Here is a 20857-nt window from a genome sequence, read left to right on the forward strand (position 1 = left end):
TCGTCGACTTGGGGGAGTGAATGCCGAACAAGAATCTGGTCAGGGTTTACAGCGACAGGAAGTACGTGTATACGACGATGGTGCGTCACCAGGGCACGACGGTGGCGTTCGCGATGGACGACTCCCGGCGTATCTACTACAACGTGTTGAACCTGGATCTGGGCAGCCGCGAGCGAGGCGAGATCGACAGTTCGTACTGGAACGACAACCCGCCACTGCTCACATTCCCGAACGAGATCACCGAGGTCGGCTTCGGTGGCGGCGAGACGGTCGGGGTGCCTGCGGTGCGGCTGGGCGGGCGGGCCGAGGTGGGCGCCGGGACGCAGCTCCAGCCCGAGGACCTGGACGCGTTCCTGTCCACCACGGCCCGGCTGGGCGGCCAGGCGCCGTTCCAGGTCGTCTCGGACGGCAGGTACCTGATGCTGTTCCGCCAGTCGGTCGACGAGACGCACCCGGACGCGCTGTTCCGGCTGGCCGGCGGCGGTGCTTCTGCGGATGGAAGCCGGACGGACTACGCCCAGGCGGGCGGGGCCAAGGTGCCGGTGGTGTCCCGCACGGTCCTGTGCGACCGCTTCGTGCAGGTGGGCGCGACGGTCAAGCCGGTGCTCGAGGTGCGCTACCGGCGCAGCCGGACCAAGACCTCGCCGGCCTCCACGGGTGACACCCTGGGCACCAGGGACCTGGACGGCAACCCGTTCTACGAGCCCACCCGGCAGTTGTCGTTCGTCCGTAACGTCGCCGACGGCGAGTTCGCGGTGCTGCTGCTGCCGACCCAGGTCAACGATGTGTCGCGGTGGCAACTGTTCGCCGTGAACGCGGTGACCGGCCGCATCGACGGGTTCAACGTCGAGCGGGCCGACGACGGGCTGTTCAACCTGGCGGGAACCCAGTTCTACACCAGCCCGGACCCGAGGTACGCGGCCTCGGTGCTTGAGCGTGAGCCCGGGGCGGACCCGTTCACGAAGAAGCCGCTGGTGCCGGTTCCGCTGCCGACCGACCGGGCGGGGACCGCGCTGCGGCTCGACGGCCAGGACGACCACCTCGACCTGGGGAGTACGCCGAGTGCGCGGCTGCAGGGCGCGTACACGGTGGAGGCGTGGGTCAATCCGGCCGCCGCCGGTGGGGTCATCGTGGCCGCCGGGGACGGGACGCAGGCGGGGTCGTTCACGCTGCGGCTGACCTCCGCCCAGGCGCTGGTGTTGACCCATCCCGGCACCGGCAATACGGTCACCTCGCCGGAGGCGGCGGTGTCGACCAGTCGTTTCGCTCACGTCGCGGCGGTGTTCACCGGCGGCACCGGGGCCAAGGGCCGGTTGTACGTCGACGGCGTCGAGGTGGCCAACGGCTCGATGTCGTTCACTCCCTCCTCCTCCGGGGTGGTGACGTATGTCGGTGCCCGGCGGTCGGGGACCACCGCCGCCGAGTTCTTCCGTGGTGACGTCGACGAGGTGCGTATCTGGAGCCAGGCGCGGACGGCCGCCGAGCTGGCCCGCGACTTCCGTCGCCGCCTCGCCGGCGTCGAGCCCGGCCTCGTCGCCTACTACCGCTTCGACGAGGGCGGTGGGACCAGCGTCGCCGACCACACCGACAACGGGTTCAACGGCACCGTGAGGGGCAGCGCGGCGTGGGTGACCTCGGGCGCGCCGGTGGGCGACAGCCCGGGGCTGTCCCGGGAGACGTTCGGTTTCGCGGGCCGGTCGCTCACCTCCGGGGTGGCCGCAGCGCTGTACTTCCAGCAGGAAGAAACCGCCGCCGGGTACGCCGAGCAGCCCAGCCCGGCGAAGCGGCAGGCGCGGGTCCTGCTGGCGTGCCCGACGGTCGACGCCGCCGCCCCGGGCGGCAATCCGCTGCTCGCGACCCTCGACCTCGCCCTCGCCGCCGACGGCCGGCTCGCGCAGGTACCCCGGTCGGTCACGCTGTCCACCATCGGGCGTCCCGACCCGACCAAGGACATGGACGTGCTCAGCGCGGCCCAGGACGCGGTCACGGCCACGCAGGCGAAGCTGGTCTTGGACCAGCATCTCCTTGACCAGGCAGACCAGGCAGTACGGGACACGAACCCGGGGTACCAGTACTGGAACGACAGGTACTGGGCCTTCGTGAACTCCGGCTACTGCTACGACGAGGGGTGGTTCGTCTGGCCCCACGATCGTTCGGGTCGGGCGAACAGCCTGCTGGGGTCGCTGAATTCGGCATCCTCGGTCTACAACGCGGCCGTCCGGTCGCAGGAGGACGCGAAGGCGCAACTGGCCCGGGACCAGACGCTGCTGGCGGACCGGCAGGCCGCGCTGGCCGCGCTGAGCGGAGGGTTGCAGGGCGGCGACGACGTGGTGTTGGCGATGCCGACGGTTGCCGTCGACAACGCCGGGCTGAGCATTTTCGGCGCGGTGCTGGCGTTCGCGTGGAGCCGGAGCGCCCCGGTTCTGCTCGACAGCGCGACCGGCGAGGTGGTGCTGTACTTCCGGGGCATCGACGGGCAGTTCTTCTCCGTCTACTACGACGTCACCGCCTCCCGGGCGGCCAAGCAGATCACGCTCCCGTCCGGTCGGCTGGCGCTGACCAGCCGGGACACCGGGGTCGCCCTGCCCGAGCTGGGTTTCACCGTGTCGGCGGGTCCGGACGCCGATCGCTGCACGGTGGTGGTCACCCGTACGGCGAACAACACGACCCACACCGAGACGTTCAACGCGGTGCCCCGGCGCGCCGATCAGTTCGCGGCGGTGCTCAACGGCACCCCGGCCGGGGACCTGCTGGGCACGGTCGCCTCGGTCCAGGCCAGCACCGTCACCCTCACGGCACCGCTGGCCGCGTCACTGGCGGCGGGCACCAAGGTCAGCGTGGCCGGATCGGTCTACCAGCTGCGGGACTCCGTGCCCGCCGTCTCCACCTTCACCTTGACCACGAGCCCGGGCGCGGTGACGGCGGGCGCACAGGTGCGGACGGTCGTCTACGACTACGCCTCGGCCACGTCCAGCCGCCCCGGGACGCGGCTGGGCGGCGGCTCGCTGCTCGTCGCGGTCGACGCCGGTGCGGCCACCGGCGCGGTGCCCAACGGCACGGCCGCCGATGTCGTAGCGGGGCGGGGCAACCGCTGGCAGGGCCACGCCCCCGGGCGTGCGTTCGGGTTCGACGGCACCAAGCGGCTCGCTCTTCCGGCCGCCCAACAGCCTCGGGCGGCGATGGCCGGCGATCTCACCCTGGAAGCCTGGGCCAACCCGGCCGGCACGCAGAGCCGCATCGTGCACGCCAACCTGCCCGGCAGCCCCACCACCCGGTACACCCTCGGCGTCTCCGGCGCGTCCTACCCCTCGGCGCTGGAGTTCAACGGGAGCGGCGACTACCTGGACTGCGGCACCGGCATCGATCTGACCGGCACCTCCTTCACCGTGGAGTTCTGGGCCAAGCGCCTGACGACCGGCCGGGACGACTACTTCGTCGGCCTCGGACCCATGGCCGCGAAGACGGACCAGTACCTGCACATCGGGTTCCGTTCCAACAACGCCTTCACGATGGACTTCTACTCCGACAGCCTGAACCTCTCTTCCTCCTACAGCGACACGAACTGGCACCACTGGGCCTGCGTGTACGACCGGGAGGGCACCAACCGCAACCAGATCATCTACCGGGACGGCGTGGAAGTCGGTCGCCGCCCCGCCACCGGGCACTTCACCGGCACCGGCAAACTCCTGCTCGGCCGGATCGTCACCGACTACTGGGACTGCAAGGCGTACGCCCAGTTCGACGAGGTGCGGATCTGGGGTCGCGTCCGTACCGCCGAGGAGTTGACGGCGGACAAGGACCGTCGGCTGACCGGGCGGGAGACCGGCCTGCTCGGCTACTGGAACTTCACCGGCCGCCGGACCACGGACCTGACCGGACGGGGTAACGACGCCACCATCGCCGGAAACCCCAGGGTCGTCGGCTCCCAGTTCCCCGGCTACAAGATCCTCGCCGGGGTAGGCGATCAGCTCGTGCGCAGCCGGGACGTCTACCCGGCCGGTCAGTGGGGCCACCTCGCGGCGGTCTTCGAGCAGGACTGGGCGCTGCGCTTCGACGGCGCAGCGTGGCTCGACACCGGCCGGGCCGACGCCCTCGACGTCACGGGCGATCTGACGATCGAGTTGTCCCTTCGGCTCGACGCGTTGGGCCACACCCACGGACTCGTCTGCAAGGGCGGGCTGGCCGACGGTGCCGGCGGCACGGTGCCGTACGCCCTCTACGTGCAGCCCGACGGGGCGCTGGCCTTCACCTACGAGAACACCGCGAGCACCCAGCCGGGCACCGCAGTCTCCACGACCAAGCTGCAGGCAGGCGTGTTCACCCGGGTCGCGGTCGTCCGCAAAGCCATCTCGAACGGCAATGCGTCGGAGATCCAGTTCCACGTGAACGGCGCGGCGGCAGGCTCCTCCAATCTCATCGGCCCGGCGCCGACGGGCAACGACGGGCTCCTCGAAATCGGCCGCTACCGCAGCGGCCAGACCGGGCACGGGCTGCGCGGCGTGCTCAGCGAGGCACGGCTGTGGAACGTCGCCCGGGAGGCGGCGAAGATCGGCGTGACGGTCAGTGAGAGCACGCCTGGACTGGTCGCCCAGTGGACGTTCCCGGAGGACGCCGGGAACACCACCGCCGACGTCACCGGCACCTACCCCGGCAGGCTGCACGGCGCCGCCTGGGTCAAGACACCGGACCCGAACGGCAACCGGTTCCGGCTCTACTGCAACGGCGACGCGACCCCCGCCGACCCGATCCCGGCCACCGACGCCCTCGTCACCGCCGGCTACGGGCCCGAACAGTTCACCATCGGCGGCTACACGACCACCGGCAACATTCTGCGCGACGCCTACGCCGGCACCCTCGACGAGATCCGGGTGTGGCAGACCGCGCGGACCGGCGAGCAGATCCTCGACAACGCCTTCACCCGACTGCGCGGCGAGTCCGAGGACCTCGTCTGCTACTACCCGTTCGACGCCGCCTCGACCGCCACCGGCGCACCGATCCTCGACGCCGGACCGCGCGGGAACAACCTGATCACCGCCACCGGCAGCGAGCCCACCATCGTGCTCTCCACGGCACCCGTCTCCACCGACACCGCGGAGGTCCGCTCGGCGCTGACCGGCATCCGGACCGCCTTCCACGATTTCATCGGCAACTCTCCCGCCGTCGCCGAATACGCCGACGTCCAACGGATCCCGCACCGGGGCATGCAGGGCGTGATGAAACGCTCCTACACCTACCAGCAGGCCGGACGCTGGTACCTCATCACCGGTTACAAGGTCGGCAACCTGGTCAGCAAGTGGGTCGGCCAGGCCCAGTTCGACCCGCAACTCGTCGGCTACATCGAGGGGGCGCCGCCGGTGCCCTCGGAGAACCTCGTCAAGCGTCCGGGCACCGACGACTACATCGACGCCGCCACCGTCTCCTTCGTCCAGGCCGAGGAGGTCACCAACACGCTGTCGTCCAGCAAAGAGACCAGCATGGACGTCTCGGCGAAGCTGAAGTTCTCCTGGGAGGTCTCGGCCGACATCCTGTCGATCACCGCCCCCCTCGGTGTGGGCACGGCTCAGCCGCTCGCCAAACTCTCCATGGAGGGCAACCTGGAGTTCGGCCTCGACTACTCCAACGGCTGGACCAGCGAGGCCGAGGTGTCCGAAGGCAGCAACACCACCCGCACCAGCACCGTCGCGCTCAGCGGCGCGTGGGAGGACCCGAGCCGCCCGCTCAACCCGGCCGCCGGCCAGCGCTGGGTACCGGCCAACACCGGCTACGCCCTCGTCCAGTCCGAGACCGCAGACGTCTTCGCGCTGCGCCTCGAACACACCGGGGCGCTGGTCGCCTACCGGATGATGCCCAACCCCGACATTCCCCGGGACTGGAACATCATCGAGTTCCAGATCAACCCCCTGTACACCAAGCAGGGCACCCTCGACGGGCTCGTCGGCTACGGGCTGGCCGGCCCCTTCCCCGACCCCGCCCACTATCCGACCGCCGGTGACGGCGCCGAATACAGCTACTTCAAACCCCGCGAGGCGTACGCCCTCAAACGCCGCGTCGAGCGCCAGGCCCAACAGTTGCAGAGCTACTACGACTCGGTGTCCACCGAGACCCACGCTCCCAACCGGACCGCGGAGAAGGCCAAGGAGGTCGCCAACAGGTCGTCGGCCCGCCGCAACCTGGCCAACACCTACGTCTGGACCGCCGGCGGCGGCTTCTTCGCCGAATCCACCGAAACCACCGATTCGGTGACCGAAACCACCGGCGGCTCCTACTCGATCAAGGGCACCCTCAGCGGCGGCGGCATGTTCGAACTCGCCGGAGCCGCCGGCGGCACGAAGATGGGCTTCGAAGCCAGCATCGGCGGCGGCACCAGCGTCACCCGCACCAGGTCCAAGTCCTCCAGCAGGACGTTCGGGCTCGACGTCGCCTGCACCGGCGGCCGGGACCTCCAGCGATACAAGGACGGCGAGACCCCCGTCTACGACCCCGCCACCAACCAGCCCGTCACCAGCCCCGGCAGGGTCGACGCCTACCGGTTCATGACCTTCTACCTCGACGTCACCAAGGACAACTTCGAAGACTTCTACGGCAAGATCATCGACCCGCTCTGGCTCGCCACCTCGCCCCAGGCCGCCGCCCTACGCCAAGCCAATCAGGCCGACCAGAAACCACCCTGCTGGCGGGTCTTCCACCGGGTCACCTTCGTCAGCCGCCTGCTCGACCCCGTCGCCGCCTCTCCCAGCGCCCCGCCGTCCCTGGCCAAGGCCCTGCAGGGCGAAGGCTTCAGCAGCATCTACGACCTGATCCAGACCCTCGAATCCGACATCAGGAGCAGCCCGGCGAACGTCGCCAACCTCGCCAACCTGAGCGCAGCCACCACCGAGGTGCTCACCAAGAAGCTGTACCGGCTCACCCCGTACACCCAGGAGATCATCGTGCACGTCGCCCGCTACTTCGGCATCGACCGATGACCTCGCGACCTCGGCCGAGGTGATCGGCCCGTAGGTACTTCAGGGCCGGCGGCCCTCCGGCGCAGCCACTCGCTGCGCCGGGGGCCGTCTCTGCGCTTGGGGGATCAGCCCACGGGGCCGATCCTTTTCGCCAGGTCGACGAAGGACTGCCAGGTGCCGGGGTGAGGTGGAGGGCGCTGAACCTGTGCGGTTCAGTCGACTCGCAAGGCCAACAGGGCGCTCTTGAGCTCATGTTCGATGTACTGACGGGGGTCTTGGCCGGCGACCATGAGCAGGTAGGTGTCCTGCCCGGTCGGGACCCTCGGCACAGAGAACCGGAACTGGCAGGTGCCGTCGGTGAGCGCGCGGGCGTCGGTCAGCTTCCCGCCAGCGAACCCGTCGCGGGTCGTGATCAGCACCGGCGCGCCGTCCTTGACGCCGGCGTGGTCGCCCGTGCCGCCGCAGCCGCCGTGGTCGTCCCTGACGAAGGACGCGCTGTCGCCGAGCAGCACCGCGCCGGAGACCACGAACGTCTCCGTTGGCGGTCGGCTCGCTGCGGCAGGAGTACGGGTCTTGCTGCTGTTCAGGAACATGGTGACGGCGAGTGCGAGCCCGGCTGCCGCGCCGGCCCACATCCAGACCGAACGATGTGTGGTCGGTGCTGAACGCAACGGCTGCATGTGGTCTCTCCTGCAGAGGATGGGGCGGCGGGCGCCAGCGGAGTGTGATCGACGACCGCTTATCACCGCAACCCTGCTTGCGTCCGGGTCCTGCGCGGCATTTCGGCGGAGCGGCGCCCCAGCGTGGCCGGCAGGCATCGAGGGAGGCTCAGTCCTCGCCGACCGGCGGGGCGTGGTCAGCGTGCCAGGGCGTGCCGTCGTGCCCAGCGGGCGATCGCAGAGGCGATGGCGTCGGGCCGGTCCTCGGGCGCGTGGTGGCCGGCCGGGCCGCAGTGCTCCGTCTCCAGGGCCGCCAGGTGCGCCGCGCACCAGGCGGCCTGCTCCGGGCCGATGAGCAGGGTGGGCGAGGTGTCGAAGGTGAGCAGCAGCTTCGGCGCGTCGCTCGTGGCCAGCCAGTTGCCGTACCCGGCCACCCGCTCGGCGACGTCGGCCGGCTCGCCGTCGAGCGGCAGCGAGCGGGCCCACTCCAGCAGCGGGCGGCGGCTCTCCCGGGTCGGGTAGGGCGCCCGGTAGGCGTCCAGGTCCGCCTCGGGCAGCGGGTGCAGCACCCCGCCGGTGTAGGCCGAGTTCACGAAGAAGTCGCTGTCGAGCACCAGGGCCTCGCCCTGCGGCCCGCGCATGGCCTCGGCTCGCGCCCGGGGCCCCTGGCCCAGTTCGGCCCAGGACATCGGCCGCACGATCGTCTCCAGGAAGGCCACGCCGCGCACCCGGTCGGGGTGCCGGGCCGCCCGGTCGAAGGCGAGCGCGCCGCCCCAGTCGTGGCCGACGAGTACCGCCTCGTCCAGGCCCAGCCGGTCGAACCAGGCGTCGAGGTAGCGGGCGTGGTCGGCGAAGCGGTACGGCAGGTCGGGCTTGCCGGAGCGACCCATGCCGATCAGGTCGGGGGCGAGGAGCCGGGCGGGCAGGTCGAGCGCGGGCAGCACGTTGCGCCACAGCCGGGACGAGCCGGGGTTGCCGTGCAGGAACACGAAGGCCGGGCCGCTGCCGGCCTCCTCGTGGTACATCGTCGAGTCCAGGACGGTCGTCACCGGCATGTGGGCCCCTCAATCGTTTGTCTCACTAACGGTTCTGCCCGCCGAAGCTAATTCGTTAGTCCGACTAACGCAAGGGGTATGCTCGTGGCGTGAGCGACAGTGGGTCCGAGCCGACGCGCGCCGCCGACCGGCCGGCCGCCCCCGCGCGACTGCGCAACCTGCCGACCCGGCTGCTGTCCCTGGCGGCGATCCACTCCGACCGTCGGGTGAACGAGGAACTGGCCCGCGTGGACGCCCGCAAGTGGCACTACGCGGTGCTCGCCGCCCTGGACGAGGCCGGCCCCGCGAGCCAGGCGGAGCTGAGCAGCCGCACCCGCATCTATCGCAGCGACCTGGTCGCGGTGCTCAACGAGCTGGCCGACCGGGAGCTGGTGGACCGCGCGCCCGATCCCGCCGACCGCCGCCGCAACGTGGTCACCCTCACCGGGCCGGGCCGCCGCCAGCTCCGCAAGTTGGACGGCCTGCTCGCCGACGTGGAGGACGAGGTGCTCGCACCCCTGACCCCGCCGGAACGCGAGGAACTCACCCGGTTGCTCACCACCCTGGTGTACGGCCGGGGCCGCAACGGGTGAACCGCCGCGCGGTGTTTGCCGGCGCGTCGCGGCGGGGCATTGACGGTGGTCCGGTCAGGCAGTAGACCTTGGTGATGGAGGCCCCCGCATGAGCAGAGCACCCCTGTCCCTCGAAGAGTTACGGGCCGCCGTCGCCGCCGGCAAGCTCGACACGGTGGTGCTCGCCCTGGTCGACATGCAGGGCCGGTTGCAGGGCAAGCGGTTCCACGCGCCGTTCTTCCTCGACCAGGTGGTCGAGAACGGCAGCGAGGGGTGCGACTACCTGCTCGCCGTGGACGTCGACATGAACACCGTCGACGGGTACGCGATGTCGAGCTGGGAGCGCGGCTACGGCGACCTCGCCATGGTGCCCGACATGGAGACGCTGCGCCGGGTGCCGTGGCAGCCGGGCACGGCGATGCTGCTGGCAGATCTGGCGTGGCCGGGCGGGTCCGGGCCGGTGGTCGCCTCGCCCCGGCAGATCCTGCGCCGCCAGCTCGACCGGCTCGCCGAGCACGGGCTGACCGCGTACGCGGGCACCGAGCTGGAGTTCGTTCTCTACCGCGACTCGTACGAGGACGCCTGGCGGCGCGGCTACCGCGAGTTGACCCCGGCGAACCAGTACAACGTGGATTATTCGCTGCTCGGCACCGCCCGGGTCGAGCCGCTGCTGCGCCGCATCCGCAACGAGATGGCCGGCGCGGGCCTGACCCCGGAGAGCGCCAAGGGCGAGTGCAACCTCGGCCAGCACGAGATCGCCTTCCGCTACGACGAGGCGGTGGCGTGCGCCGACCATCACGTGATCTACAAGAACGGGGCGAAGGAGATCGCCGCCCAGGAGGGCATGTCGATCACCTTCATGGCGAAGCCGAACGAGCGGGAGGGCAACTCCTGCCACATCCACTTCTCGCTGCGCGACGCCGACGGCCGCTCGGCGATGCTCGGCGACGGCCCGGCGCACCTGAGCGTCACCGGGCAGCGGGTGTTGGCCGGGCTGCTGGACACCATGCGCGAGTTCAGCCTGCTGTTCGCGCCGAACATCAACTCGTACAAGCGGTACCAGCCGGGCTCGTTCGCCCCGACCGCGCTGCGCTGGGGCACCGACAACCGCACCTGCGCGCTGCGGCTGGCCGGCCACGGCGAGGGGATGCGGGTGGAGAACCGGGTGCCCGGCGCGGACGTCAACCCGTACCTGGCGATCGCGGCGCTGGTGGCCGGCGCGGTGCACGGCATCGAACGCGAGCTGGAGTTGGGGCCGGAGTGCACCGGCAACGCGTACGACGACCCGGCCGCCGACCGGGTGCCGGCCACCCTGCGTGACGCCCTGTCCCTCTGGGAGTCCTCGACGATCGCGAGGGCCGTCTTCGGCGACGAGGTCCACGCCCACTACGCCAACCAGGCCCGCGTGGAGCTGAAAGCCTTCGACGCCGCGGTAACGGACTGGGAGCTGACCCGTGGCTTCGAACGCCTCTGACCTCCCGCGATCTTGTACTTCGGGCCCCTGGAATGACAGGTTACGCGGCTTTTGTCGGGGCTATAACTCCATGATCGCGGGAGAGTCGAGTGGGGAGAGGGAGGGTGGGGCGTGACGCAGGTGGTTAATCCCGCTAGTGGAGTTGTGGTGGGGGAGGTGGCGAGCCTTTCGCTGGCGGAGGTCGACGAGGCCGTTGGGCGGGCGGCTCGGGCCTTCGAGGGGTGGCGGAAGGCGGCGCCGGGGGAGCGGGCGCGGGTGTTGCGGCGGTTCGCCGGCCTCGTCGACGCGCACCTGGAGGAGTTGGCCTTGCTGGAGGTGCGCAACTCCGGCCACACCATCGGCAACGCGCGGTGGGAGGCGGGCAACGTCCGGGACGTGCTCGACTACTACGCGGGCGCTCCCGAGCGGCTGACCGGCCGGCAGATCCCCGTGCCGGGCGGGCTGGACGTCACCTTCCACGAGCCGCTGGGCGTGGTCGGGGTGATCGTGCCGTGGAACTTCCCCATGCCGATCGCCGCGTGGGGCTTCGCCCCGGCGCTCGCCGCCGGCAACACGGTGCTGCTCAAGCCGGCCGAGCTGACCCCGCTGACCGCGCTGCGCCTGGCCGAGCTGGGCCGCGAGGCCGGGCTGCCCGACGACGTGTTCACCGTGCTGCCCGGCGAAGGGTCGGTGGTGGGGGAGCGGTTCGTCACCCACCCGGCCGTACGCAAGGTGTGCTTCACCGGCTCCACCGAGGTCGGCACCCGGATCATGGCCGGCTGCGCTGCCCAGGTGAAACGGGTGACCCTGGAGTTGGGCGGCAAGAGCGCCAACGTCATCTTCGCCGACGCCGACCTGGAGAAGGCGGCGGCCACCGCGCCGTACGCGGTCTTCGACAACGCCGGCCAGGACTGCTGCGCCCGGTCCCGGATCCTGGTCCAGCGCCCGGTGTACGACCGGTTCCTGGAACTGCTGGAGCCGGCCGTGCGCGGGTTCCGGGTGGAGGACCCGGCGCTGGACACCGCCGAGATGGGCCCGCTGATCTCCGCAGGCCAGCGCGACCGGGTCGCCGGGTACGTCGACGGGGCGAAGGTGGCCTTCACCGGCTCCTGCCCGGAGGGCCCCGGCTTCTGGTACGCCCCGACGGTGCTGCTCGCCGACTCGCCGGCCGACCGGCACTGGCGGGAGGAGGTCTTCGGCCCGGTGGTGTCGGTGCTCCCCTTCGACGACGAGGCGGACGCGGTCCGGCTGGCCAACGACACCGACTACGGCCTGTCCGGCTCGGTCTGGACCCGGGACGTGGGCCGGGCGATCCGGGTGGCCCGGGCGGTGGAGGCGGGCAACCTGAGCGTCAACTCGCACTCCTCGGTGCGGTACTGGACCCCGTTCGGTGGGATGAAGCGTTCCGGGCTCGGCCGCGAGCTGGGCCCGGACGCGCTGCACGCCTTCACCGACGTCAAGAACGTCTTCATCGCCACGGAGGAGTGACAAGGTGCAGGGTCGGTTGGAGGGACGCGTCGCGGTGGTCACCGGGGCGGGCAGCGGGATCGGGTTGGCCACGGTGCGGCGGTTCGCCGCCGAGGGGGCGCGGGTGGTCTGCGTCGACATCGACGTGTCGGCGGGTGGGCAGGCCGCCGAGGAGGTCGGCGGGGAGTTCGTCGCCTGCGACGTGGCCGACGAGGCGGCCGTGCGGGACCTGTTCGACGGGGTGGTCGACCGGCACGGCCGGGTGGACGTGGCGTTCAACAACGCCGGCATCTCCCCGCCCGAGGACGACTCGATCCTGGAGACCGGCCTGGACGCCTGGGAGCGGGTGCTGCGGGTCAACACGACCAGCGTCTACCTGTGCTGCAAGCACGTCATCCCGCACATGCGCCGGCAGGGCAAGGGGTCGATCATCAACACCGCGTCGTTCGTGGCGCTGATGGGGGCGGCCACCTCGCAGATCGCGTACACGGCGAGCAAGGGCGGGGTGCTGGCGATGACCCGGGAGCTGGGCGTGCAGTTCGCCCGGGAGGGCATCCGGGTCAACGCGCTGTGCCCCGGCCCGGTGGCCACCCCGCTGCTGCTGGAGCTGTTCGCTGCCGACCCGGAGCGGGCCGCCCGCCGGCTGGTGCACGTGCCGATGGGCCGGTTCGGCCAGCCGGAGGAGATCGCCGCGGCGGTGGCCTTCCTGGCCAGTGACGACTCGTCGTTCATGACCGCCGCGCAGTTCGTCGTCGACGGCGGGATCACCGGCGCGTACGTCACCCCGCTGTGACCCGGCCGGTGACCGCCGGGGCCGCCTGACGGGAAGGAAGCCGGTCCGCCTGACGGGAAGGGGCGGGCCGGCCCGCCGGGGGCGGTGGGAGGATGCCGCCATGAAAGTTCACCCCGCGATCGACGGGCGGCTGCGCGACTTCATCGCGGAGCAGCCCGTCTTCTTCGTGGCCACCGCGCCCTCCGGCGCCGACGGGCACGTCAACCTCTCGCCGAAGGGGATGCGCGGCACCTTCGTCATCCTCGGCCCGCACCGGGTGGCCTGGCTCGACTTCCACGGCAGCGGCGCGGAGACCATCGCCCACCTGCGGCAGAACGGCCGGATCACGCTGATGTTCTGCGCCTTCGCCGGCCCGCCCAACATCGTCCGGCTGCACGGGCGGGGCACGGCGGTGACGGTGGAGGACGCCGGCTTCGCCGACCGGCTCGGCGACTTCCCCGACCCGCCGGACCTGCACTCCGCCCGCGCGGTGATCACGGTCGACGTCGACCGGGTCAGCGACTCCTGCGGGTACGCGGTGCCCCTCATGGACTATCAGGGTGACCGGGATCTGTTGCTCAGGTCACACTCCCGGCGCACGGCCGATGACCTGGTCACCTACCGGGCCACGAAGAACGCCGCGAGCATCGACGGCCTGCCGGTCTTCTGACCTCTGCGCTGGCGTGCGGGTGAGACCCGGGTTACCAACGTCGCCGCGAGCGGATGCGTTACGTTGCTGGTCCGTCTGGGTAGAAGGCGGGGCACGGCGGGGCGATCATTGCGGTTGTCGCGGGAACAGCCGGTGCGGGAGGGTTCATGAGCTCGGCCCAGGGGGGCGAGGACGGGCTGCACCCGTCCGTCGGGACCGTCGGCGAGACGCTCCCGCCGCTGCTCACGGCCGCGTTCGCCGCCGGTGGCGAGATGGGGGAGCGGCTGGGCGGGTTCGACTGGGCGACCAGTCCGCTCGGCTTTCCGGCCGGCTGGCCGGCGGCGCTGTGCCACGCGGTCGCCACGATGCTCTCCTCCCGGGCGCAGATCGTCATGTTCTGGGGGTCGGAGCACCGCGCCTTCTACAACGACGCCTACCTGCCGACCATCGGGGCCAAGCACCCGCACGCGATCGGTCAGCCCGCCCGGGAGCACTGGGTCGAGACCTGGGACGTGCTCGGGCCGCTGCTCGCCTCGGTCCGGGAGACCGGCGAGCCCTACCAGGGCGAGAACCATCCCTTCGTACTCGATCGGCACGGCTTCCTGGAGGACGTCTACTTCGACGTCTCCTACGACCCGATCCTGGAAGCCGACGGCGGCATCAACGGGATCCTCTGCATCGTGAGCGAGACCACCGGCCGGGTGCTCGGCGAACGCCGGCTGCGGGCCCTGGCCGAGCTGGGCGCCGGCCTGGCCGAGGCGGAGCAGTCCGGCGAGCTGGCGACGGCCGTCGCCCGGGTGCTGGACCGGCACCGGGCCGACGTCCCGTTCGGCCTGGTCTACCTGCGCGACGTCGCCGGCCGGCTCACCCTCGCCGGGCGCAGCGGCCCCAGCGGCTCCGTGGCGGTCGCCGCGCCGCCGCTCGGTGGGACCGCCGCGCCCGCGGTGAGCCGGGTCGCCGACGGCGGGGTCGCCGCCACGGTCGACGTCGCCGACCTGCTGGCCGAGGTGCCCGACGGGGTCGCCGGGCAGGCGCTGGTGCTGCCGCTCACCGCCACCAACGAGCCCGCGGGGGCCCTCGTGGTGGGGGTGTCCGCCCGGCTGCCGCTCACCGACGAGTACCGCACGTTCTTCGACCTGATCGCCGCCCAGATCTCCCGCACGCTGGGCCGGCAACGGGCGCACGAGCAGGAACAGGCCCGGGCCGCCGAGCTGGCCGCGCTGGACCGGGCGAAGACCAACTTCTTCGCCAACATCAGTCACGAGTTCCGCACCCCGCTGACCCTGGTGCTGGGGCCCCTGGAGGACCTGCTCGCCGACTCGGCGCTGCCGACGCCCTACGTCGACCAGCTCACCATGATGCACCGCAACTCGTTGCGCCTGCTCAAGCTGGTCAACACGGTGCTGGACTTCTCCCGGCTGGAGTCCGGCCGGCTGGCCGCCCGCTACGAGCCCACCGACCTGGCCGACTACACCTCCCGGCTGGCCAGCACCTTCCGCTCGGCCGCCGAACGCGTCGGCCTGCGCCTGGCGGTCGACTGCCCGCCGCTGCCCGGTCCGGTCTTCGTCGACCGGGACCTGTGGGAGAAGATCGTCCTCAACCTGGTCGCCAACGCGGTGAAGTTCACCTTCTACGGCGAGGTCCGGGTCCGGATCCGGGCGGTCGACGGCGCGGCCCGGCTGGAGGTCACCGACACTGGCGTCGGGATTCCCCCCGAGGAGCTGTCGCACGTCTTCGAGCGGTTCCACCGGGTTCCCGGCGTCCGCTCCCGCAGCCACGAGGGCACCGGGATCGGGCTCGCGCTGGTTCGCGAGCTGGTGGAGATGCACGGCGGGCGGGTCGAGGCACGCAGCCGGGTCGGCGCGGGCAGCACCTTCACCGTGACCCTCCCGTTCGGCTCCGCCCACCTGCCCGCCGACCGGGTCCCGACCGACGTCCCGGCCGACTCTTCCGCCCCTGTCGAGCTGGCGCAGGCCCGGCTCTTCGCCGCCGAGAGCGCGCTGTGGGGCGATGCGGCCCCGGTCACCTCGTCGGCCGTGGCCGCCGGCCGGGTAACGGCCGGCCGCATCCTGCTCGCCGACGACAACGCCGACCTGCGCGAGCACGTCGCGCGGCTGCTCTCCCCGTCCTGGGAGGTGGTGGCCGTGCCGGACGGCGTCGAGGCGCTGCGCCAGGCCGTGCAGGCCCCGTTCGACCTGGTGCTGACCGACGTGATGATGCCCCGGCTGGACGGGTTCGGCCTGGTCACCGCGCTGCGCGCGGACCCGCGTACCCGGCACGTGCCGATCGTGTTGCTCTCCGCCCGGGCCGGCTCGGCCGAGGCGGTCGCCGGCCTGTCGGTCGGCGCGGACGACTACCTGACCAAGCCGTTCTCCAGCGAGGAGCTGATCGCCCGGGTCCGGGCGAACGTCGAGCTGGGCCAGCTCCGCGGGCAGATCATCCGGCGGCTGCGCGCGCTGGCCGACGCCGCCGTCGCGGTGAACACCGCCCGTACCACCGCCGAGGTGCTGGAGGTGACCGCCCGGCACGCGCTCGGCCTCGCCGAGGCCGTCCGGGTGGTGGTCACCGCGACCGGGGCCCGCTCCGAGGCCGACGGCGGCGGCACGGCCGCCGTCGAACCGTCCATCGTGCTGCCGCTGACCGGCACCGCCGGGGAGCAGCTCGGCGAGCTGCGGGTCTGGGGGCGTGGGGAGGGCGCCACCGACACCGCCCGGGCCGCGCTGACCCAGCTCGCCCGGCTGATCGGCGTACGGCTGGAGAACGCCCAGCTCTACGAGGCCGAGCACCGCATCGCCACCACTCTCCAGCACAGCCTGCTGCCCCGCACGCTGCCCCGGCTGCCCGGCGCGGTGGTGGCCAGCCGATACCTGCCCGGCAGCGCCGACGTGGAGGTCGGCGGCGACTGGTACGACGTCATCGAGCTCGACGACGACGAACTCGTCCTGGTCATCGGCGACGTGGTCGGCAAGGGCGTCCGGGCCGCCGCCGCGATGGGCCAGCTCCGCAACGCGCTGCGGGCGTACGTCCTGGAGGGCTACGACCCGGGCAAGGCGCTGACCCGGCTCAACCGGCTGGTCGGCTCGACCGAGGAACCCTCCTTCGCGACGGTGGTCTGCCTTCGGTTCTCCCCCCGCACCGGACGGCTGCGCTATGCCAGCGCCGGGCACCCGTCCCCGCTGCTGATCCGAGGAGACGACGTGGGTTTCCTGCACGACGGCGCGCTCGGGCCACCGGTCGGCGCCATTCCCGCCACGTCGTACCGGACGGTGGAGGACGAGTTGGCCCCGGGGGCCCGGCTGCTGCTCTACACCGACGGCCTGATCGAGGACCGCCAGCTCGGCATCGACGCCGCCCTCGAGCAGTTGCGCGAGGACGCCACCGGGCACGCCGGGCACGTCGCCGACCTGGCCGACGCGGTCGTCGAGCGGGTCGCCTCCCAGCCGCGCCGCGACGACGTCGCGGTCCTCGCGTTGGAGGTGACCGAGCCGAACCGGTTCGCGCTGCGGCTGCCGGCCGACCCGACCCGACTCAGCGTGCTGCGCCGTCGGCTGGAGGACTTCCTCGTCGCCCACCGGGTCGGCGAGACCGACCTGTTCGACCTGACCGTGGCGGTCTCGGAGGCTGCCGCCAACGCCATCGAGCACCCGGTCGAGCCGGCCGAGCCGACCATCGGCGTGGAGGTGACGATCGCCGACCGCACCGTGGTGGCCACCGTCCTGGACAGCGGGCAGTGGCGGGAGTCGACCGGCGCGGGCTTCCGTGGCCGAGGGCTGGGGCTGATCAAGGCGTTGGGTGACCTGACGGTCAGCCGGACACCCGAGGGGACCGAGGTGACGCTGCGCCGGCGACTCCAGGACTGACCGCCCCGGCCCGATGGGATCCCCGGGATCAGGCCGGCGCGACCCAGGCCTGGTCGGCCAGGCCGGAGATCTCCAGCACCCGCCGGACCTGGCGGGACGGCAGCACGGTCAGCGCGTCCGCGTACCGCTGGGAGAGCTGGACCACGGCGTGGACCGCGGCGGAGTCGAAGAAGGTGACCGCCAGCAGGTCGAGGGTGACCCGGCTGGCCGGCTCGCGCAGGACGGTCTGGAGCATCGTGTCGGCCGTGGCCATGTCCACCTCGCCGGAGACCACCACGCGGACATGGTCGCCGTCGGCCTCCGCCCGGGCGGCGAAGACGGGCGTCGCTCCCCCTTGATCCACGCAGAACACGATGGCACAGCGGAGATTGCCCGGCAACAACCACCCGGACGACGCCGTGGTGGAGGTCACCGCCGTCGCCGGGCACCGCGCCGGCGTGCCGCGAGTCGGGCCGGCGATAGGCTTGCGCCCATGACCGTCCGTGCGCCGCTGACCCCCGGCACGCTCTCCCCGATGCGACCGGTGCCGGGTCACATCGTCCGACCGGAGTACGTGGGCAAGAAGCGCCCCCAGGAGTGGCGCGGCTCGCACGTGCAGACCCCGGAGATCATCGAGAGGATGCGGGTCGCCAGCCGGCTCGCCGCTCAGGCCACCCAGCTCGCCGGGGAGCACTGCAAGCCCGGCGTGACCACCGACGAGATCGACCGGGTGGTGCACGAGTTCCTCTGCGACCACGGGGCCTACCCGTCGACGCTCGGCTACAAGGGCTTTCCGAAGTCCTGCTGCACCAGCCTCAACGAGGTGATCTGCCACGGCATCCCGGACTCGACGGTCCTCGCCGACGGCGACATCATCAACGTCGACGTCACCGCGTACCTCGACGGGGTGCACGGCGACACCGACGCGACCTTCTGCGTGGGGGAGGTCAGCGAGGAGGCCCGGCTGCTGGTCGAGCGGACCCACCAGGCGATGATGCGGGGGATCAAGGCGGTCGTCCCGGGCCGGCAGATCAACGTGATCGGCCGGGTCATCGAGTCGTACGCCAAGCGGTTCGGCTACGGCGTGGTCCGCGACTTCACCGGCCACGGCATCGGTGAGTCCTTCCACAGTGGGCTCTACGTGCCGCACTACGACAGCCCTCGCCCCACCGACGTGATGGAGCCGGGGATGACCTTCACCATCGAGCCGATGATCACTCTCGGCACCTACCAGTACGACATGTGGGACGACGGCTGGACGGTGGTCACGAAGGACCGCAGGTGGACGGCCCAGTTCGAGCACACCATCCTCGTGACCGAGGACGGCCACGAGATCCTGACCCTGCCGTGACCGACACGCCCGCAGCCCTGCGCGAGGCGCACCACGCGGACGTGTCCGGCGGCTGGCTGCGGCCGGCCGTCTTCGGCGCGATGGACGGCCTGGTCACCAACATCGCCCTGATCGCGGGCGTCGGCGGCGGTGGGGTGTCGCCGCACAGCATCGTGCTCACCGGCGCAGCCGGCCTGGTCGCCGGGGCCATCTCGATGGGCCTCGGCGAGTACACCAGCGTCCGGTCGGCCAACGAGCAGGTGGCGGCCGAGGTGGCCAAGGAACGCCGGGAGCTGGAACGGCACCCGGAGGCGGAGGCCCGCGAGCTGGCCGATGCGTGGGTGGCCCGGGGTCTGCCCCGCGACCTGGCCACCCAGGTCGCCGAGGCGGTGCGGCGCAACCCGGAGGAGGCGCTGCGGGTGCACGTCCGGGAGGAGTTGGGCGTCGACCCGGACGAACAGCCGAGCCCGTGGGCAGCGGCGATCTCGTCGTTCCTGTGCTTCTCGGTCGGGGCGCTGTTCCCGCTGCTGCCGTACCTGCTCGGCGCGACCAGCCTGGCGCTTGCGCTGGCCGTCGGCGGGGTCGGGCTGTTCGTGGCCGGGGCGGTCGTCGCCCGGTTCACCAACCGCCCCTGGTGGTCCGGCGGCCTGCGGCAACTCCTGCTCGGCGCGGCGGCGGCCGGCGCGACGTACCTGATCGGCGCCCTGATCGGCGTCCAGGGCGGCCTGTAGGCCCGCTTCCCGCCCGCGCGGGCGGGCCGGGGCGCGGGTCAGCCGGCGAACAGGTCGTCGATGGTGCCGTCGACGGGCCGGCCCCGGGCGGTCAGCTCCTCGGCCTGCCGGGCCAGCACCGCGCCGACCTCGGTCATGTCCGCCCCGGCCAGGCCGGTACGCCGGATCGCGTCCCCCGGGTCGCGGAAGTAGGTGCGGCTGAGCAGCCCGTTCACCGTGGCCGCGGCCAGCCGGGCCTCGCCGAGCATCAGCAGCGCCTGGTCCGTCTCGTACCACCCGGCGAGGCGGGCGGCCCGGGAGTGCGCGGCGCAGCCCCGGTACCACGCCTGCCGGGCGGGATCGGTGAACTCCGCCGGCCGGGCCCGGGCCAGCCGGGCCAGGTGTTCGTCGCGCAGCGCCGGCAGCCAGCCGGTCGGGTCGTGCACCGGCCGGGTGGTGACGTACCGGTCCGCGGTGAGCGGCCACAGCGCGGTGATCGCCCGAGCCCGGCGGAGATGCTCGTCGGCGGCGGCGACGCTCAGGTCGACCAGGACGCCGTCCACCCGGCGGGTCGCCGGGGCCGGGCCCGAGCCGGCCCGGTACGTGGCGATCAGCAGCCCGACCTCGCCGTCCCCGCCGCCGTCGTCGTCACCGTGGGCGAGCGGGCCGTGCACCGCGACCGCGAGGACGTCGGCCGGGAAGCGCCGCCTCGCCGCGTCCGCGACCCGCTCCGCCACCGACCACCGGGGATCGTCCTGGTACGGGTCCACGAACCACCTCTGCCTCGCCGACTGCCCGGCGGACCGGCCGCCGGGAGGGCCGCCGCGACGCCGGCTCCAGCCTAGTCACCGGTCGTCGGCGCCGCCCGGACCGCCGCGCCCAACCGGCACCAGCCGGAAGACGCGGATCTCCCGCCCGCCGGCCCGCTCGACGTACGTCCGGTACGCCGGCCACTCGGTGACCAGCAGCGTCCAGAGCCGGTCGCGTTCCGCGCCGGTGGCCGCCTCGGCCCGGACCGCCACCCGCCGGCCCTTGACGTCCACCTCCGCCTCGGGGTGCGCGAGCAGGTTCATCGCCCAGCCGGGCTGGTGCTGCTGCCCCCAGTTGGAGCCGATCACCACGTAGGCGTCGCCGTCCGGGACGTACAGCAGGGGGTTGCTGCGCGGCAGGCCGGAGCGGCGGCCGGTGGTGGTGATGACGAGCGAGGGGATCAGGCCGAGCGCTACCACCCGGCCCCGGGTGAGCCGGCCGACCACCCGGTCGGCGGGGACGAGCAGCCGGGCTGCCGCGCCGAACCAGCGGTGGTGGCCGAGACGACGGGTGAGGCTTCCGAGAGCGGGCACCCGACCAGTCTGCCGCCTCCGGCCCGGGTGCGGCACCCCCGGAGGGCCCGAGGTGGGGGCGGGAACGTCCCGGCCGCCAGCCCGA

At 72.3% G+C, this 20857-nt stretch carries 14 protein-coding genes; 9 read left to right on the forward strand and 5 right to left on the reverse strand.

Annotated features, from left to right (window positions below; translation table 11 throughout):
• Positions 1-20 precede the first annotated feature (20 nt).
• Positions 21-6965 (forward strand): LamG domain-containing protein, encoded by a 6945-nt coding sequence (locus tag GVV04_RS13315; protein ID WP_161687999.1) that lies wholly within the window; start codon positions 21-23, stop codon positions 6963-6965.
• A gap of 191 nt (positions 6966-7156) precedes the next feature.
• On the opposite strand, the gene GVV04_RS13320 is transcribed toward GVV04_RS13315, so the two are convergent.
• Positions 7157-7624, reverse strand: coding sequence for a hypothetical protein (locus tag GVV04_RS13320; RefSeq protein WP_161688001.1), 468 nt, complete (start codon positions 7622-7624; stop codon positions 7157-7159).
• Positions 7625-7800: 176 nt separating this feature from the next.
• The gene (locus GVV04_RS13325) at positions 7801-8658 is read right to left on the reverse strand and encodes a haloalkane dehalogenase (RefSeq protein ID WP_161688002.1); all 858 of its coding nucleotides are present in this window, start codon (positions 8656-8658) and stop codon (positions 7801-7803) included.
• A gap of 89 nt (positions 8659-8747) precedes the next feature.
• On the opposite strand from GVV04_RS13325, the gene GVV04_RS13330 reads away from it, so the two are divergent.
• From GVV04_RS13330 to GVV04_RS13355, 6 genes are all read left to right on the forward strand, one after another.
• Entirely contained in the window at positions 8748-9230 is a 483-nt protein-coding gene (locus GVV04_RS13330; protein WP_161688004.1) for a MarR family winged helix-turn-helix transcriptional regulator, read from the forward strand.
• An 88-nt stretch (positions 9231-9318) separates the two neighbouring features.
• Entirely contained in the window at positions 9319-10683 is a 1365-nt protein-coding gene (locus tag GVV04_RS13335) for a glutamine synthetase family protein (RefSeq protein WP_161688006.1), read from the forward strand.
• Between the two features lie 120 nt (positions 10684-10803).
• Positions 10804-12150, forward strand: coding sequence for an aldehyde dehydrogenase family protein (locus tag GVV04_RS13340; protein ID WP_407938799.1), 1347 nt, complete (start codon positions 10804-10806; stop codon positions 12148-12150).
• A 4-nt stretch (positions 12151-12154) separates the two neighbouring features.
• Positions 12155-12922 carry a 3-oxoacyl-ACP reductase gene (locus tag GVV04_RS13345; protein WP_161688009.1) on the forward strand — a complete coding sequence of 256 codons (768 nt, stop codon included), beginning with the start codon at positions 12155-12157 and terminating at the stop codon, positions 12920-12922.
• Between the two features lie 100 nt (positions 12923-13022).
• Entirely contained in the window at positions 13023-13571 is a 549-nt protein-coding gene (locus GVV04_RS13350) for a pyridoxamine 5'-phosphate oxidase family protein (protein ID WP_161688011.1), read from the forward strand.
• Positions 13572-13717: 146 nt separating this feature from the next.
• Positions 13718-17410: a SpoIIE family protein phosphatase gene (locus tag GVV04_RS13355; RefSeq protein WP_161688013.1), complete on the forward strand. Its 3693-nt coding sequence runs from the start codon at positions 13718-13720 to the stop codon at positions 17408-17410.
• A gap of 28 nt (positions 17411-17438) precedes the next feature.
• On the opposite strand, the gene GVV04_RS13360 is transcribed toward GVV04_RS13355, so the two are convergent.
• The gene (locus tag GVV04_RS13360) at positions 17439-17753 is read right to left on the reverse strand and encodes an STAS domain-containing protein (protein WP_161688015.1); all 315 of its coding nucleotides are present in this window, start codon (positions 17751-17753) and stop codon (positions 17439-17441) included.
• Between the two features lie 129 nt (positions 17754-17882).
• Here GVV04_RS13360 and map point away from each other — a divergent pair, with 129 nt between their 5' ends.
• A complete protein-coding gene (map, locus tag GVV04_RS13365; protein WP_161688016.1) occupies positions 17883-18740 on the forward strand; it encodes a type I methionyl aminopeptidase in 858 nt (285 codons plus the stop codon).
• A complete protein-coding gene (locus tag GVV04_RS13370; RefSeq protein WP_161688018.1) occupies positions 18737-19450 on the forward strand; it encodes a VIT1/CCC1 transporter family protein in 714 nt (237 codons plus the stop codon). The genes map and GVV04_RS13370 overlap by 4 nt, the downstream gene beginning before the upstream one ends.
• Before the next feature lie 38 nt (positions 19451-19488).
• Here the strand turns inward: GVV04_RS13370 and GVV04_RS13375 are convergent, their stop codons facing one another.
• Together GVV04_RS13375 and GVV04_RS13380 are read right to left on the reverse strand one after the other, a co-directional pair.
• The gene (locus GVV04_RS13375) at positions 19489-20199 is read right to left on the reverse strand and encodes a nucleotidyltransferase domain-containing protein (RefSeq protein ID WP_161688020.1); all 711 of its coding nucleotides are present in this window, start codon (positions 20197-20199) and stop codon (positions 19489-19491) included.
• Between the two features lie 75 nt (positions 20200-20274).
• Positions 20275-20772 carry a nitroreductase family deazaflavin-dependent oxidoreductase gene (locus GVV04_RS13380; protein WP_161688022.1) on the reverse strand — a complete coding sequence of 166 codons (498 nt, stop codon included), beginning with the start codon at positions 20770-20772 and terminating at the stop codon, positions 20275-20277.
• Positions 20773-20857 lie beyond the last annotated feature (85 nt).

It is taken from the genome of Micromonospora rubida, from assembly GCF_009908295.1.
Classification (GTDB): domain Bacteria; phylum Actinomycetota; class Actinomycetes; order Mycobacteriales; family Micromonosporaceae; genus Micromonospora; species Micromonospora rubida.

What these genes read in the sequence shown, in the direction of transcription:
- GVV04_RS13315 (WP_161687999.1), top strand. Translation starts at nt 21, where the DNA reads ATGCCGAACAAGAATCTGGTCAGGGTTTACAGCGACAGGAAGTACGTG.
- GVV04_RS13320 (WP_161688001.1), bottom strand. Translation starts at nt 7,624, where the DNA reads ATGCAGCCGTTGCGTTCAGCACCGACCACACATCGTTCGGTCTGGATG.
- GVV04_RS13325 (WP_161688002.1), bottom strand. Translation starts at nt 8,658, where the DNA reads ATGCCGGTGACGACCGTCCTGGACTCGACGATGTACCACGAGGAGGCC.
- GVV04_RS13335 (WP_161688006.1), top strand. Translation starts at nt 9,319, where the DNA reads ATGAGCAGAGCACCCCTGTCCCTCGAAGAGTTACGGGCCGCCGTCGCC.
- GVV04_RS13350 (WP_161688011.1), top strand. Translation starts at nt 13,023, where the DNA reads ATGAAAGTTCACCCCGCGATCGACGGGCGGCTGCGCGACTTCATCGCG.
- GVV04_RS13355 (WP_161688013.1), top strand. Translation starts at nt 13,718, where the DNA reads ATGAGCTCGGCCCAGGGGGGCGAGGACGGGCTGCACCCGTCCGTCGGG.
- map (WP_161688016.1), top strand. Translation starts at nt 17,883, where the DNA reads ATGACCGTCCGTGCGCCGCTGACCCCCGGCACGCTCTCCCCGATGCGA.